This window comes from Rhizobium sp. N731 (genome assembly GCF_001664145.1).
GTDB lineage: Bacteria > Pseudomonadota > Alphaproteobacteria > Rhizobiales > Rhizobiaceae > Rhizobium > Rhizobium esperanzae.
Genome location: NZ_CP013605.1, coordinates 209,059 through 225,456 on the forward strand (window position 1 = coordinate 209,059; position 16,398 = coordinate 225,456).

Here is a 16,398-nt window from a genome sequence, read left to right on the forward strand (position 1 = left end):
TCATCTCGGCAGTCCTCTATTCGAAATCCGCCTGCCCCCCGATCGTTCCCCTGCCGCTTGAATCCGTGGCCTTTCCTCCCGCATCGCCGCCGTAATGCGATGCAGCAGAGGGTTCGACGCCAGCCCCTCCAGCGACACCGACAGCTTCGGCTTCCAGTTTGGGTAGCTGTTGCTCGTGCCAGGGATATTGGTGGGCCTTTTCTCGTCGGTCAGGTCGGCAAGCCGAACCGCGACGAGAAGCGACGGAGTACGGGCGATGAAGCGGTAGGCGCTGACGGTCAATTCTCTCAAGGTCTCCCTGCTTGCCCTTGCACTGAGACGAGCCGGCACGTCGATGCCGGCAGCGCGGAGCGCCGCCTTCAGATTTCGTCGCTCGCGCCGGCGGTGCTGGAGATGTTTTGCCGTGAGATCGGGCGGCACGATGCCGTGGTCGTGGCGATCCTGGATGTCGGCGCCACGCCACCAGCCGGCAAGCGTCTGATGGTCGTGCGTCGAAATGCAGGTCAGGCCGAAAACGGGATAGGCATCCGGCGGCTTGAAGCCTTTCTCGTCCTGTTCATAGGAGAGAATGCGATACGAAAGGATCTGCGCCGCCGCCAGCCCGTCAGGCAAATCCGGCGGGATCATTCCCAAAGCTTCACCGATAACGAGGCATCGATGCTCGGTGGACGTCTCGGCCAGGATCTGCAGAAGCCGATGCTGGGGGTAGCAGACATAGGCGCCGCCATCCGGCCTGCTGCCGAGCGGCACCAGAAAGAGGCGCCGGAGCGCCGGGGCGTGATCGATACGGATCGCACCGGCATAGCGCATGCCGGCGCTTACCATGCGCCGGTAAGGCGAGCCGTCTCCCGCAGCGATCGCGGAAGGCAAATATCCGGCAAGATGCCAGTCCTGCCCCTCTATGGCGAACGGATCGGGAGGGCTGCCGATGGTCGCTTTCGAAATATAGACATCCGGCTCGCTCCATGTCGCCGATCCGTCGACCGCCTCGCCCACGGCAAGATCGAGATAAAGCCCGATCCGCAGGCCGGCTTCGCGCGCCCGGTCCGCCGCCCGCAGCAACTGCCGGTGGGCGAGCCATTGCAGCCACATGTGGAACAGTACATCGTCTTCATGATCGCGCTCGAATTCTGCGACGGCGGCGCTGTCAGAGCGCCGGAAATCTGCGGGCCATGCCTGCCAACCGGCGCCTGCCCCACGCTCCACCATGGAAAGCGAAAGACATTCAAAGAGCGCATGGCGCCGCAAGCTGTTGCCGCCTCGCGCGACGAAGGCATCGAAATCAACGGGATCGTAGGTTTCATCGGCGGCACCCGCCTGCAGCCAGGCGCGCCAGAGATCCCGCAGAGTTCCAAGCTTGGCCCTCGCAACTCCGGCATAATCGACGAGGTCGCTCTGACGAAGTCGCTCCAGTTGCCGTTCAAGTTCGACACTACTGACAAAACCTGGCAATCGATCGACCGCGATATAGAGCGGGTTGAGATGCTGACGGCTTGAAGGTTCATAGGGGCTGCAGCGATCGGGATCGGCAAGAAATGGTGCGTGAAGCGGATTGATGCCGATGAAATCAGCGCCAAGCTTCCCCGCCAGGTCGGCCACATCGGACAGATCCTCGAAATCTCCGATGCCCCAGTTTCGTGCCGAACGCAGTTCGTAAAGCTGCAGGCTAATCCCCCAGATGCGTGTATTGAAGAGGAAGTCCGGCAGAAACGACTTAGGGATCGTCTTATCCGCCCGCTCCGGCTGCTGCTCCCGTCGCGGTCCCTTCGTCTCGCGATCGGTGGGTGCCGACAGTTCAACTTCCAATGCCGAGAGTATCTTGCGTTTGGTGTCGGCAGAAATCGCCACCTCGCGATCGTCGGGACTGGGCCTGGTCGGGCAGATCCCGTATTGCCGGGCGAGCCTGTCGAGTTCGGCGGATTTCATCGTCCGATCGCCTTCATGTCAGGCCCTCACCTTTCGAGATGCTCCAGATCACCGTCCAGGGCGCCAGTCGGCCTCCGTCGCTGCCACCCAGGCGGAAGATCGTTTCGCCTTCGTCATGCCGCGAGAGAGGCGGCGCCGCCTCGCCACCGAGATTGGCATGCAGATGAAGGCGCCGGTCGCCGGCCAGGGCCCAATCCACCGCGAGCGTTGCACCTGCCGAGCGATAGACCCCGTTTCCGCCGCCGGCGCCTTTCAGCAGGGGTACGATCCGTCGATGTCGGAGGTCGAGAAGCGTCCTGTAGAATTCAAGCATTTCCGATGAGGCGCGTTTCGACCAGTCGAGCTTGGCAGCCGCAAAGGTCGACGGCGCCGTCGGGTCGAGATGCCCGTCAGCATCGAAGCCCGGGAGGCGCGAAAGCTCCTCACGCCTGCCCTTCCTGACCTTCTCGTTCATATCCCCTTCAAAATCGCAGAAAAACGGGAAAGGCTCTCGCGCACGCCATTCCTCCCCCATGAACAGCATCGGTATCTCAGGTGCCAGCAGGTAGATCGATGTGACAGCCTTGACGGCATCCGTCGGGCTCGAAGCCATGATCCGGTCCCCCAGCGCCCGGTTGCCGATCTGGTCATGGTTCTGGATGAAGGACACGAAGGCGGTGGGCGGCAAGTGGCCGCTCGGCCTGCCTCGGCTTTCGCCGCGATACGGCATGTGCTCGCCCTGGAATACGAAGCCTTCCGTCAGCGCCCGGCCGAGCTCGCCGGCTTCACCGGTATAATCGGCATAGTAGCCGAAGGTTTCACCCGTGGCGGCAATATGCAGCACATGGTGGATATCGTCGTTCCATTGGGCCGTGAACAGCCTCGCCTCGCCGTCTGCGTCACGTTCCAAAAGGTCACTGTCATTCTCCTCGTTCTCAACGATCAGGTGAACCTGCCGGTCGCCGGCCGCTTCCCTGACACGACGGGCGAGCGCATGCAGAAGATGCTCCCTGCTGTCGTCCTTGATCGCATGGACGGCATCGAAGCGAAAACCATCGAGTCGGAACTCGGTGATCCAATAGATGGCGCTCTCGATGATGAATTCGCGGATCATCTCGGAGCCGTCGCCATCATAATTGACGCCGCGGCCCCAGGGCGTCTTGTGATGATCGGTAAAGAGCGGCGCGTAGGACGGGATATAGTTTCCCTCCGGTCCGAAGTGATTGTAGACCGCGTCGAGGAAGACCGAGATGCCGCGCTCATGCGCCCCATCTACCAGCTCCATCAAATCTTCCGGCCGGCCGTAGCTGCTGTCGGGTGCATAGGGAAGCACGCCGTCATAGCCCCAGCTATAGCGGCCCGGGAATTCAGCGACCGGCATGATCTGCAGCGCCGTCACGCCCAGTTCCCGCAGATGGTCGAGACGCTCGATCACGGCCCTGAAAGTTCCCTGCGCTGTGAAGCAGCCGATATGCAGTTCGTAAATGATCATCTCCTCCCAGGGCCGGCCCCTCCAGGCAGTGGTCTTCCAGCGGTAGGCAGAAAGATCGACCACCTCGCTCGGGCCATGCACATCCTCAGGCTGGAACCGCGAGGCGGGATCGGGAACCCCGAGACCATCCGGCAGCACGAAACGGTAGCGCGTGCCGACGCCGGCTTCCGCGACCACGCAGCGATGCCAGCCATCGTCGTCCGCCTGCATCGGACGCAGGTCCGCGCCTTCGATCCTCAATAACACGCAGTCATGCAGAGGAGCCCAGATTCGGAACAGAATGCCGTCTTCGCTGAATGCGGGGCCAAACGTCATTTTGGTCAAGGGACAGCCTTTGATAATGAACGGGAACTGGGTAACTTGCACGGCAGCAAAAAGTTTCGTCTGCAAGCCGGATGTGGGAAGCGGCGAGTCACTCCGCCAGCGTGGGATTCGCGTCTGTCGAGCCGGGCCCGACGGTGCTCGCATGGATGATATCAGTTTTGATAACGTGACACAGGAAACTGACGGCGATCGTGACGGTCAATAGTCAAGAGCAGAAACGGGGCACAACGGAGCGAAGGCGATGCCGTGAAATATATTCTGGGCCTTACGTCTATTTTACTTTTCACCGGAATGCAGGCACCGAATTTACAAGGTTTTTCGATACAGTCTCTAGGATCCATTGAAGGTGAATGTCCAGCCTTCGGCAAAAGCTCGCCGGATGCCGCACTGATATTTGAATGCGATGGGAGCAGGCGAAGCTTAAGGATTGCAAAGACTCTTAAACTTGACGGCTCTTCGTACATGAAAGATCCAGATCCCCATGCAAAGGAAATCTTGCTGGACATTGGCAAGATCATCAATGAAGAGTTGCATATCGAAAATCGCCTTCTAAAATTTTGCGATCCGTCGGTGGACAGTCTCGGCAGATGTAAGACTGTGTACACCTTGAGCGGTTCGACAAATTTCGAAGAGGCGGCTTTGGCGATAAACCCCAAAGATAATAAGATTGATAGCTTCTCGTACTTTCTCATCATCGCTTGGGAGCGAGGCAAATAAGAGGCGGCCCCACCGCCGCTTCAGTCTCAGCCCAACGTTCGGCCGAGCCTGCCACTCGCTTCGTCCATCACGCCGCCGCGACCTTGTCTCTCAGCGCCTCGTCCATGGCCGCCTGGAGCTGCTCTTGCGTGAACGGCTTCGCCATTCTGAGCATCCGGCCGAGCCCCTGATCCTCGGCAAGCTCGACATAGCCGGAGGCGAGGATCACGGGCAGGTCGGGAAAGGCTGAACGAAGGTGGCGCGCGAGCTCGGCGCCCGTCATGCCCGGCATGGCATGATCGGTGATGACGAGATCACACTCCTGTCCGCCGGCGAGGATTTCCAGGGCCTGGGTAGCGGAAGCCGCCTCCCGCGGCAGGTGTCCGAGATCCTCCAGCATTGCCACGGTCCCGGTCCTGACAAGCGCATCGTCGTCGACGACGAGGATGGCAAGCGATCGCGAGAGCGGCTTCAAGGGTTCCGCGGCCGCAGGCACGACCGCCGGCTGCGCCTTGGCAATGCTCTGCGCGATCGGCAGCCAGAGGGAGACGGTCGTGCCCTTGCCTCTCGTGCTCGAAATCTGGATCGAACCGCCCGATTGCGCTGCCAGACCGTGCACCATCGACAGGCCGAGCCCGGTGCCCTTGCCGATCCCCTTCGTGGTGAAGAATGGCTCGGCGGCGCGCAGGACCGTCGCTTCGTCCATCCCTTCGCCATCGTCCGACACCGATATCTTGATGTAATCCCCGCCTGCAAGACCAGCCGGCCGGGCATCCTCCGCCGCAGCCGCGACGGTCACCACACCGCCGCTTTCGAGCGCATCCCGCGCATTGACGAACAAGTTGAGCAGCGCCAGTTCCAGCTGATTGCTGTCCACCAGCAACGGCTCCAGTTCCGCAGGGATGCGCTTGCGGATCTCGACGCGCGGTCCCACCGCCTTGGCGAGCAGATCCTCGACGTTTTCGAACAGCCGGAGAAAGTCGACCGCCTGTGGCTTCAGCTCCTGTCGGCGCGCAAAGGCAAGCAGGCGCTGGGTGAGCGCCGTACCGCGTTCGGCCGCCTGGATGGCGTTCGTCACCAGGCGTTCGCTTCGCTCGTCCGCCGGAAGCCGCTTCTTCAGCAGATTGAGGCTGCCGAGCACCGCCATAAGAAGATTGTTGAAATCATGTGCCACGCCGCCCGTCAGGTGGCCGATCGTATCGAGCTTCTGCGCCTCGAAGAGCTGCGCCAGCGCCTCCTCGCGCTCGCGCGTCCTTTGATCGATGCGGTGCTCCAGCTCCTCGTTCAGCTGACGCAGTTGCGCGGCCGAGGCTTCGAGCTCAGCGGTGCGCTGATGTACCCTGGCCTCCAGTTCGGCATTCAGACGTTCGAGTTCCCGCGTCTTCCTGTAGAGATCGGCAAAGACCCTGACCTTGGCCCTCAACACCTCAGGCACGATCGGGACGGAGACATAATCGACGGCGCCGACCGCATAGCCGCGCAACCGATCGGGTTCGGCCAGCATCACGGCGGAGACGAAGATGATCGGCGTGTTCTGATAGCGCGGGTGCTGGCGGATCATGCCGACGAGCTCGAAACCGTCCTGCTCGGGCATGCAGACGTCGACGAGGATCACGGCGATCTCGCTGCGCAGCAGATGTTCGAAAGCTTCGCGCGCCGACTGCGCCTTGATCAGATTTTCCGCGAGCTCTTCGAGAATGACCTCATAGCTCAGAAGCTTTGCGGGCTGGTCGTCGACGAGGAGGATGTTGACGGGGTTCATGGCCGGATCCTCAGCGGTGCAGCCACATGCGCAGAGCCGATAGGAGCTGCTCGGTGTTGACGGGCTTTGCCAGGTAGTCCGACGCGCCGGCTTCCAGGCATTTCTCCCGGTCTCCCTTCATCGCCTTGGCCGTCAGTGCCAGGATCGGCAGCCGCCGGAAGCGCGGCTCAGAGCGGATGACCTGCATCGTCTCGTAGCCGTCCATCCCGGGCATCATGATGTCCATCAGCACGAACGCCACCGAGGGCTCTGTGTTGATGACGTCGATCGCCTCGCTGCCCGTCGTCGCCGTTAGCACCCTCATCCCCCGGCGTTCGAGAACGCTGCTCAGCGCAAAGATGTTGCGGGCATCGTCATCGACGAGCAACACGGTCTCGCCGACCAGATCCTCGTCCGAGCTGTGCAATTCCTGCAGCGTCGCCTGCTTTGCGGCCGGCAGGTCGGCAACCACCCGATGCAGGAAAAGCGCCGTCTCGTCGAGCAGGCGTTCGGGCGACTCCACGCCCTTCACCACGACGCTGCGAGCCATGCTGTGCAGCGTCGCATCCTCGTCCGGCGAAAGCTCCCGGCCGGTGAAGACGACCACCGGCACTTCGCCGATCTCGGCGTCGTCGCGGATATGTTCCAGCACCTCGAAGCCGGACATGTCAGGCAGCGTGAGGTCGAGCACGACGCAATCAGCCGAGCCCTGCCGGAGAACGGCGAGCGCCTCCGATCCGGAGCCGACGCTCGTGATGTCGATGTCGTCGTGCCCGAGAAGGGCGGTGACACTCATGCGCTCGGCCTCGTTGTCTTCCACCAGCAGCAGCTGCTTGCGCCGCGGCTCGGCATAGGCCTTCAGCCGAGACAAGGCTTTGCCGAGGCCTTCCGGCGTCGTCGGCTTGCTCATGAAGGCGAAGGCGCCGCGGGTCAGCCCATGCTGACGATCCTCGTCGAGGCTGATGATCTGCACCGGAATGTGCCGCGTCTGCGAATTCTGCTTGAGCTGGCTCAGCACCGTCCAGCCGAGCATGTCAGGCAGAAAGATATCGAGCGAGATCGCTGACGGCTTGTACTCCTGCGCGAGAACAAGCGCGTCGCTGCCGCGCATCGCCACCAGTACCTTGAAACCGTTGTCGCGGGCGAGATCGACGAGGACGCGGGCATAATGCGCATCGTCCTCGACGACGAGCAGCACGGAGTCGCCGGGTTCGATCCGGTGACGATCGTCAGCGACATGTTCGACAGGTTTCTCCGCCCGGCGAGCAGCCGCCTCGGCGAACTCGACGACGTTCGCCGCTGCCGGAGCAGGCTTCGGCGCCACCGCACCGGCGCCGACATAGGTGAGCGGCAGGTAAAGCACGAAGGTGCTGCCGACACCCGGAGTGCTGCGCAGCTGGATTTCGCCGCCAAGCAGGTTCGCCAGTTCGCGGCTGATCGCCAGCCCCAGGCCGGTGCCGCCATATTTGCGGCTGGTCGAGGCATCCGCCTGCTGGAACGCCTCGAAGATGATGCGCTGCTTCTCAGGCGGAATGCCGATGCCGGTGTCGACCACTTCGAAGGCGATGACGGAAGGCGCGTGCCGGAGAGAAGGATGGTCCGGTGACCAGCCGCTCGTCACCGACGCAACGCGAAGCGTAACGCCGCCATGCGCGGTGAACTTGAAGGCGTTCGAGAGCAGGTTCTTGAGGATCTGCTGCAGCCGCTTCGAGTCCGTGATGATGCTCTTCGTGACATCGGCGCCGACCTCGATCGCGAAGGACAGGTTGCGGTTTTCCGCCTCGTGCCGGAACGGCCGCGCCATCACCTCGAGCAGGTTGCTGACGAAGATCTCCTCGGCGTCGACCGAGACCGTGCCGGACTCGATCTTCGAGAGATCGAGAATATCGCTGATGAGGTTGAGCAGATCGGTGCCCGCGCCGTGGATGGTCTTTGCAAACTCGACCTGCTTGACCGACAGGTTGCCGTCCGGGTTTTCGCCGAGCTGCTGACCAAGGATGAGGATCGAATTCAGCGGCGTGCGCAGCTCATGCGACATGTTGGCGAGGAACTCGGATTTGTATTTCGAGGTCAGTGCCAGTTCGGTCGCCTTTTCCTCCAGCGCACGGCGGGCCTGCTCGATTTCCTGGTTCTTCGCCTCGACTTCGACGTTGCGTTCCTCCAGCTGCTGCGCCTTCTGGCCGAGCTGTTCGTTGGTCTGCTGCAACTCGCGCTGCTGCGTCTGCAGCTCGGCGGCGAGCTGCTGGGACTGCTTCAGCAGTCCTTCGGTCTGCATCGTCGCTTCGATCGAGTTAAGAACGATGCCGATCGAGGTCGTCAGCTGATCGAGGAAGGAAAGCTGCAGCTCGGTGAATTCGCCGGCGGAGGCAAGCTCGATGACCGCCTTCACCTGCCCCTCGAAATGCACCGGCAGGACGATCGCGCTTCTCGGCAGGGTCGTGAAGACACCGGAGCTGATCGGAACGACATTGTCGGGAAGATCGGTGACGAGGATGCGGCGGGCGTCACTGGCGCATTGGCCGACGAGGCCCTGGCCGAAATCGAGCCGCAGCGGGTGCGCCGCCTCGACGCCCTGCGCATAGACCGACAGCAGCGACAGGAACGGCTGCTCCTCGTCGGCATCCACCTGGTAAATCACCCCTTGATGCGCACCGACCAGCGGCGCCAATTCCGAGAGCATCATCTTGCCGACCAGCGTCAGGTCGCGCTGGCCCTGCAGCATGTTGGTGAAGCGCGCCAGATTGGTCTTCAGCCAGTCCTGCTCGGTGTTGCGCTCCGTCGTCAGGCGCAGGTTGTCGATCATCGTGTTGATGTTGTCCTTGAGCTCGGCAACTTCGCCGCGCGCGTCGACCTTGATCGAGCGCGTCAGGTCGCCCTTGGTGACGGCCGTCGCCACCTCGGCGATGGCGCGCACCTGGGTCGTCAGGTTCGCGGCAAGCAGGTTGACGTTGCCGGTCAGGTCCTTCCAGGTGCCGGCGGTGCCCGGCACATTCGCCTGGCCGCCGAGGCGGCCTTCGACGCCCACTTCGCGCGCCACCGTCGTCACCTGATCGGCGAAGGTCGCGAGCGTGTTGGTCATGTTGTTGATAGTTTCGGCAAGGGCTGCGACCTCGCCCTTGGAGGCGACGGTGAGGTTCTGCTTGAGGTCACCGTTCGCCACCGCCGTCACCACCTTGACGATGCCGCGCACCTGCTCGGTCAGGTTGGCGGCCATGACGTTGACCGTGTCCGTCAGGTCCTTCCAGGTGCCGGCGACTCCCGGCACCTGCGCCTGGCCGCCGAGCTTACCTTCGGTGCCCACTTCGCGAGCCACACGCGTCACTTCGCCGGCGAAAGCGTTGAGCTGGTCCACCATGGTGTTGATGGTATTTTTCAGTTCGAGGATTTCGCCCTTCACGTCGACGGTGATCTTGCGCGACAGGTCGCCGCGCGCCACGGCGGTCGTCACTTCGGCGATGTTGCGCACCTGGGTCGTCAGATTGGCGGCGAGCAGGTTAACGTTGTCGGTCAGGTCCTTCCAGGTGCCGGCAACGCCGGGAACGACGGCCTGGCCGCCGAGGCGGCCATCGGTGCCGACTTCGCGGGCCACACGCGTCACTTCGCCGGCAAAGGAGCGAAGCTGATCGACCATGGTATTCAGCGTGTCCTTCAACAGCAGGATTTCGCCGCGCACGTCGACGGTGATCTTGCGCGACAAGTCGCCATTGGCGATCGCGGTCGCCACCTCGGCGATGTTGCGCACCTGCGCCGTCAGGTTGCCGGCCATGGAGTTGACGCTGTCGGTCAAGTCCTTCCAGGTGCCGGCCACACCGGAGACCTGCGCCTGGCCGCCAAGCTTGCCTTCGGTGCCGACTTCGCGCGCCACACGCGTCACTTCGCCGGCAAAGGCGTTGAGCTGGTCCACCATCGTGTTGATGGTGTTTTTCAGTTCGAGGATTTCACCCTTCACGTCGACGGTGATCTTGCGCGAAAGGTCGCCGCGCGCCACGGCGGTCGTCACTTCGGCAATGTTGCGCACCTGGCCGGTGAGGTTGGAGGCCATCGAGTTGACGTTTTCGGTGAGGTCCTTCCAGGTGCCGGCGACGCCCGGCACCTGCGCCTGACCACCGAGCTTGCCCTCGGTGCCGACTTCGCGGGCAACACGGGTGACTTCCGAGGCGAAGCGGTTCAGCTGATCCACCATGGTGTTCAGCGTTTCCTTGAGCTCGAGGATTTCGCCCGAAACCGACACCGTGATCTTCTTCGACAGGTCGCCATTGGCGATCGCCGTGGAGACTTCGGCGATGTTGCGCACCTGTGCCGTCAGGTTGCCGGCCATGGAATTGACGCTGTCGGTCAGGTCCTTCCAGGTGCCGGCCACACCGAGCACGTTCGCCTGGCCGCCGAGCCGGCCTTCGGTACCCACCTCGCGCGCCACGCGCGTCACCTCGCCGGCAAAGCCGTTCAGCTGATCGACCATCGTATTGATGGTCTCCTTCAGCTCCAGGATTTCGCCCGACACCGGAACGGTGATCTTCTTGGAAAGGTCGCCTTGAGCGACCGCAGTCGCGACTTCGGCGATGTTGCGCACCTGGCCGGTGAGGTTCGAGGCCATGGAATTGACGCTGTCGGTCAGATCCTTCCAGGTGCCGGCGACGCCGCGCACGTTGGCCTGACCACCGAGCCGGCCTTCCGTGCCGACCTCACGCGCCACACGCGTCACTTCCGAAGCGAAGGCGTTCAGCTGGTCGACCATCGTATTGATGGTTTCCTTGAGTTCGAGAATTTCCCCCTTCACGTCGACGGTGATCTTCTTCGACAGGTCGCCATTGGCGATGGCTGTGGAGACTTCCGCGATGTTCCGCACCTGCGCCGTCAGGTTGCCGCCCATCGAGTTGACGTTTTCGGTCAGATCCTTCCAGGTGCCGGCGACGCCACGTACGTTCGCCTGACCGCCGAGCCGGCCTTCCGTGCCGACTTCGCGGGCCACACGCGTTACTTCCGAGGCGAAGGCGTTCAGCTGGTCGACCATCGTGTTGATGGTCTCTTTCAGCTCGAGGATTTCGCCCGACACCGTCACCGTGATCTTCTTCGACAGGTCGCCATTGGCGATGGCCGTGGAGACTTCCGCGATATTGCGTACCTGCGCCGTCAGGTTCGACGCCATCGAATTGACGTTGTCGGTCAGATCCTTCCAGGTGCCCGCGACACCTGGCACCTGAGCCTGGCCGCCGAGCCGACCTTCGGTGCCGACTTCGCGCGCCACGCGCGTGACTTCGCCGGCAAAGCCGTTCAACTGATCCACCATCGTATTGATGGTTTCCTTGAGTTCGAGGATTTCGCCCGAGACGTCGACGGTGATCTTGCGCGAGAGGTCGCCGCGCGCCACCGCCGTCGTCACCTGGGCGATGTTGCGCACCTGCGCGGTCAGGTTGCCGCACATGGCGTTGACGGAGTCGGTCAGATCCTTCCAGGTGCCGGCGACGCCAGGCACGAGCGCCTGGCCGCCGAGCTTGCCTTCGGTGCCGACTTCGCGGGCGACGCGCGTCACTTCGGAAGCGAAGGAGCGCAGCTGGTCGACCATGGTGTTGATCGCTTCCTTCAGCTGCAGGATTTCGCCGCGCACGTCGACGGTGATCTTCTTAGAAAGGTCGCCGTTCGCAACGGCGATCGTCACCTCCGCGATATTGCGCACCTGCGCCGTCAGGTTCGAGGCCATCGAATTGACGCTTTCGGTCAGGTCCTTCCAGACGCCCGTCACCTCCGGCACCTGCGCCTGCCCGCCGAGCTTACCGTCGGTGCCGACCTCGCGGGCGACACGCGTCACCTCCGAGGTGAAGACGCTCAGCTGCTTGATCATCGTATTGACGATATCGGCCGAGCGCAGGAATTCGCCTTTCAGCGCCCGTCCGTCGACATCGAGCGGCACGGTCTGCAGCAGATCTCCCTTGGCGACTGCGGTGATCGTGCGTGTGACCGCCGTCGTCGGCCATAGGAGATCGTCGATCAGGCCGTTGATCGAGCCTTCCATTTCCGACCATGAACCATCGGACAGGCCGAAGCGCACGCGCGTGCTCGTCCGCCCGTCGCGGCCGACGACCTGACCGACATGTTCGAGCTGCTGGGCCATACGTTGGTTGGCGGCGATGATGTCGTTCAGCGCATCGGCGACCTTGCCGGTAACCCCGGTCAGGTCGGAGCGCATCCGCACGGAAAAATCGCCGCGTCTGACCGCGACCAGCACCTCCAAAAGGGCGCTGGCATCCTCGAACGCCATGCTTTTGTGGTCGTGCCCGTTGAGGCTCTCGGCCGCAGCGTCGTCGCGCGAAAATTCACCGGTTTGCGTGCTCACGAAATCCCCCCTGTTTGACAGAGGGTAACTAGTGCTCGACTGGAAAAAGTGTATGGGTGTGCCGCAGGGTTGCAGAGATAGGCCTAACCCAATGTCACTGGCCAAACTTTGCCTGCGTGGGAACAGTTTCCCGCCGGCCGTCGTTTCCGTCCTGACAAGGAGAGCGACATGTCGAACGTCTCAAGGACAGGCAAGGAAGAGATCAATAATGCGACCAGCCCGACGACCTTCGGAAAGTCGGTCGAGAGCCAGGCGCAGATGCAGGATGCCGCGGCGGAGGCATCGTCCGAAACCGGCGGCGAGGTGCTGAACATCTACCGGCTGGAGCCGATCGCCAGGCCAGACGATCCCAGATGGGGCAATGCCCCCAACCACGGCGCCGTCGTCGTCGCCGCCCGGACGACCGGCGATGCCAGGATCGTTGCCGCGGCGCGCGAGCTCGATTTCATGGAAGTCGATGCGGCGCCCGCCGAAGATGTCACCACAGCCCATGCCAGCGCCTTTCGTGACGACAAACTCTACACCGTGATCGAGATCGATCGGGACAGACGTGATATAAAGCGGGGTATCCTCGACGGCACGGTCTCGGTCGATACGATACGGCCGGTCGAACAGGACTAGAAATCCTTTCTTCACCTGGGAGTTCTCATGAATACCGCCAATCTGCAGCTTAAAGGCCTGATCATGGCGATGGCCTCGATATGCGACGCGATCGTCGAAAAGGAATTGCTCACACGCGGGGAACTCGATACCGCGCTTTCGAAGGCTAAAAGGGCGATCGAGCAGGATGACGATCACGAGCTGTCCGGCGCCAACCTCGCGGCGATCCTGTTTCCGATCCGCGTGCTGCAGCTTGCCGGCGAAGCCGGCAGCAAAGGCGAAGGGGCGACGTTTTCGGACTATGCCAAGCTTGTCGGCAAGCTTAGCTGACCGTGTTCGAATCGACGCTGGCGAACACTGTTCCGGCGGCAGTGTTCAGTGCCGTCGATTTTTGCAATAAGTTGATCATTTTTGTCTTGTTTTCCGGTCGTTCCTGTGGCTATACCCCGGCCACATATATTCACGCACCGGGATTTTCATCGTGACCAGCCTCAAATCACTTCTGGCCGCCTGCGGCCTCTCCGCCCTGATCGGCCTTGCCGCAGTCCCGTCATTCGCCGGTTCGACGACCTACCCGCTGACGCTCGAAAATTGCGGCGCCGAAGTGACCTTCAAGAAGGCGCCCGAGCGGGCGATCGGCCTTGGCCAGAACAGCGCGGAGATCCTGCTGCTGCTCGGCCTTCAGGACAAGATGGTCGGCACGGCCTTCTGGCCGAGCAAGGTCCTGCCGCAGCTCGCCGAAGCCAATGCCAAGGTCAAGCTCCTGACTGTGGAGATGCCGACCTTCGAATCCATGCTCGCCGAAAATCCCGATTTCGTGGCGGTGGCTCTGCCGAGCCTCGTCGGGCCAAACAGCAAGATCGCCAAGCGCGAGGATTTCGACAAGGTCGGTGTTTCAACCTATCTCTCGCCGAGCACCTGCCTCAGCACCAAGGACGTCAAGGATCAGTATGGCAGCCGCGGCGAGTTGTGGAACATGGATCTCCTCTACAAGGAGATCGACGAACTATCTCAGATTTTCGATGTCGCGGATCGCGGCCAGGCGCTGATTGCCGACTTCAAGGCGCGTGAAGCCAAGCTTCGCGGGAGCGTTTCCAAGGACGGCCAGAACCTCTCCTACGTCTTCTGGTTCTCCAGCCCCAGCCCGTCGGCCGATGCCTATGTCGGCGGCAAGAACAGCGCCTCCGGCTTCATCGCCGACCTCCTTGGCGGCCACAATGCGATCACCGCGGATGCGGAATGGCCGACCGTCGGCTGGGAAGGCATCATCGCCGCCAATCCCGACGTCATCGTCGTCGCCAGCCTCGACCGCAACCGCTGGGAGCTCGACAAGCCCGAGGCCAAGATCAATTTCCTGAACACCGATCCGGCCGTCAGCCAGATCCCGGCCGTCAAGAACAAGGCTCTCGTCGTGATGGACGGCCAGGCGATGAACCCGACCATCCGCACGATCTACGGCGCCGAGCAGGTTGCCGAGCAGCTGAAGGCGCTTGGTCTCCTGAAGTGACGGAAGCGGGCCGTCTCTTCCGACAGCTGGGAGCGGTCACCGTACTGCTCCTGGTTTCCCTCTGCCTCATCGCTGTCGCCATCGGCGTCAGCGTCGGGATCGGCGAGCTGCCGATCCCGGTTGCGACCACCTTCTCGGCCGTCACCAACCGGCTCGGCTGGACTGCGGTCGAGCTGAACCGCATCCATGAGACCGTCATCTGGGATTATCGGCTCAGCCGCGCGCTCGTCGCCGCCTTCTGCGGCGCGGGACTGGCGCTATCAGGCGCCATCATGCAGTCGCTGCTGCGCAATCCGCTCGCCGAACCCTATGTGCTCGGCATCTCCGCCGGCGCCTCCACCGGGGCCGTCGCAATCGTCATCCTGGGCCTCGGCGCGGGTGCGGTGTCGCTGTCGGCAGGCGCCTTTGCCGGCGCCTTCGCCGCCTTCTTCTTCGTGGCGCTGCTTTCGAACGGGACGCGCGGCGGCGCCGACCGCACCATCCTCGCCGGTGTCGCCGCATCGCAGCTCTTCAACGCCTCGACCTCCTACATCGTCACGACCTCGGCCAATGCGCAGCAGGCCCGCGACGTCATGTTCTGGCTGCTCGGCAGCTTCAGCGGCGTGCGCTGGCCGGAATTCGCGCTGGTCTCGATCGTCGTCGGCTTCGGCCTCGCCGCCTGTCTGCTTTACGCCCGCGTGCTCGACGCCTTCGCTTTCGGCGATGAGGCGGCATCCTCGCTCGGCGTCAATGTCGGCCGCGCCAGAATGGCGCTCTTTGCGCTGACCGCGATGATGACGGCCACCATCGTCAGCATGGTCGGCTCGATCGGTTTCGTCGGTCTTGTCGTGCCGCATGTCGCCCGCTTCGTCGTCGGGCCGCTGCATATCCGTCTCCTGCCGGCCTGTGCCATATCAGGCGCGATCTTCATGGTGCTCGCCGACATTGCCGCACGCGCCCTCATTCCCAACCAGATCCTGCCGATCGGCGTCGTCACGGCGCTGGTCGGCGTGCCCTTCTTCTCGATCATTCTCTACCGGTTCCAGCGCGCGTCATGAGCATCAAGGCCGACAACCTCACCTGGAAAATTGGCAGGAAGACCATTCTGGACGGCGTTTCCATGGAGGCGCAGCCCGGCCGGATGCTCGGCCTGCTCGGACCGAACGGCTCCGGCAAGACCTCGCTGCTGCGGCTTCTCGCTGGGCTCAAGCGGCCGCATTCCGGCCGCGTCACCCTCGACCGCAGCGATATCGGCACGATCAGCCGCCGCTCGATCGCCCGGCGCATCGCCTTCGTCGAGCAGCACGCCACGACCAATGCCAATCTGAAGGTCGTCGACGTCGTCAAGCTCGGCCGCTTCCCGCACCGGTCGATGTTTTCGGGCTGGACGAGAGCCGACGAAGAGGCGGTCGAGGCCGCGCTCGCGCGCGCCGGCATGGCCGAAAAGCGCGACGAGCGCTGGCAGAGTCTGTCGGGCGGCGAAAAACAGCGCGCCCACATCGCCAGGGCGCTCGCTCAGTCGCCGCAGGAACTCATCCTCGACGAACCGACAAATCATCTCGACATCCAGCACCAGATCGGCCTGATGCGGCTCGTCTCCGGCCTGCCGATCACCAGCATCGTCGCCCTGCACGATCTCAACCATGCCGCCATGTTCTGCGATGAGCTTATTATCATGCAGCAGGGCAGGATCGTCGCCTCAGGCGCACCTGAGGACTTGCTGAGCGAGACGCTGCTGCGCGAGGTCTTTTCGGTCGAGGCCCGCATCGAAGCCTCCCCCCATCATTCGCGCCCGCATATCCACTATCTCAGGTGAGAACGGC

The 16,398-nt window shown here is 62.9% G+C and carries 10 protein-coding genes; 6 read left to right on the top strand and 4 right to left on the bottom strand.

Features of this window, described 5'->3' with window-relative positions:
- Window positions 1–1,926, bottom strand: a complete 1,926-nt coding sequence (gene malQ, locus AMK02_RS26310; protein ID WP_064807545.1) for a 4-alpha-glucanotransferase — start codon at window positions 1,924–1,926, stop codon at window positions 1–3.
- Between the two features lie 13 nt (window positions 1,927–1,939).
- Window positions 1,940–3,721, bottom strand: coding sequence for a malto-oligosyltrehalose trehalohydrolase (gene treZ / locus AMK02_RS26315; RefSeq protein ID WP_064807975.1), 1,782 nt, complete (start codon window positions 3,719–3,721; stop codon window positions 1,940–1,942).
- A gap of 246 nt (window positions 3,722–3,967) precedes the next feature.
- Here treZ and AMK02_RS31525 point away from each other — a divergent pair, with 246 nt between their 5' ends.
- Window positions 3,968–4,438: a hypothetical protein gene (locus AMK02_RS31525; RefSeq protein ID WP_145924255.1), complete on the top strand. Its 471-nt coding sequence runs from the start codon at window positions 3,968–3,970 to the stop codon at window positions 4,436–4,438.
- Window positions 4,439–4,505: 67 nt separating this feature from the next.
- On the opposite strand, the gene AMK02_RS26325 is transcribed toward AMK02_RS31525, so the two are convergent.
- On the bottom strand, window positions 4,506–6,179 hold the full coding sequence (locus tag AMK02_RS26325) for a response regulator (protein ID WP_064807549.1): 1,674 nt from the start codon (window positions 6,177–6,179) through the stop codon (window positions 4,506–4,508).
- Window positions 6,180–6,189: 10 nt separating this feature from the next.
- The gene (locus AMK02_RS26330) at window positions 6,190–12,489 is read right to left on the bottom strand and encodes a HAMP domain-containing protein (protein WP_064807551.1); all 6,300 of its coding nucleotides are present in this window, start codon (window positions 12,487–12,489) and stop codon (window positions 6,190–6,192) included.
- Between the two features lie 168 nt (window positions 12,490–12,657).
- Here AMK02_RS26330 and AMK02_RS26335 point away from each other — a divergent pair, with 168 nt between their 5' ends.
- The 5 genes from AMK02_RS26335 to AMK02_RS26355 all read left to right on the top strand — a co-directional run bounded on the left by AMK02_RS26335 (window position 12,658) and on the right by AMK02_RS26355 (window position 16,391).
- Window positions 12,658–13,110, top strand: a complete 453-nt coding sequence (locus tag AMK02_RS26335; RefSeq protein ID WP_064807553.1) for a hypothetical protein — start codon at window positions 12,658–12,660, stop codon at window positions 13,108–13,110.
- Between the two features lie 27 nt (window positions 13,111–13,137).
- Window positions 13,138–13,419, top strand: coding sequence for a hypothetical protein (locus AMK02_RS26340; protein WP_064807554.1), 282 nt, complete (start codon window positions 13,138–13,140; stop codon window positions 13,417–13,419).
- Window positions 13,420–13,570: 151 nt separating this feature from the next.
- The gene (locus AMK02_RS26345; protein ID WP_064807557.1) at window positions 13,571–14,596 is read left to right on the top strand and encodes an ABC transporter substrate-binding protein; all 1,026 of its coding nucleotides are present in this window, start codon (window positions 13,571–13,573) and stop codon (window positions 14,594–14,596) included.
- On the top strand, window positions 14,593–15,633 hold the full coding sequence (locus AMK02_RS26350; protein WP_064807559.1) for a FecCD family ABC transporter permease: 1,041 nt from the start codon (window positions 14,593–14,595) through the stop codon (window positions 15,631–15,633). Before AMK02_RS26345 ends, AMK02_RS26350 begins: the two co-directional genes overlap by 4 nt.
- Complete coding sequence (locus AMK02_RS26355; protein ID WP_064807561.1) at window positions 15,630–16,391, top strand: ABC transporter ATP-binding protein; 762 nt, start codon at window positions 15,630–15,632, stop codon at window positions 16,389–16,391. The genes AMK02_RS26350 and AMK02_RS26355 overlap by 4 nt, the downstream gene beginning before the upstream one ends.
- The last annotated feature ends 7 nt before the right edge of the window (window positions 16,392–16,398 follow it).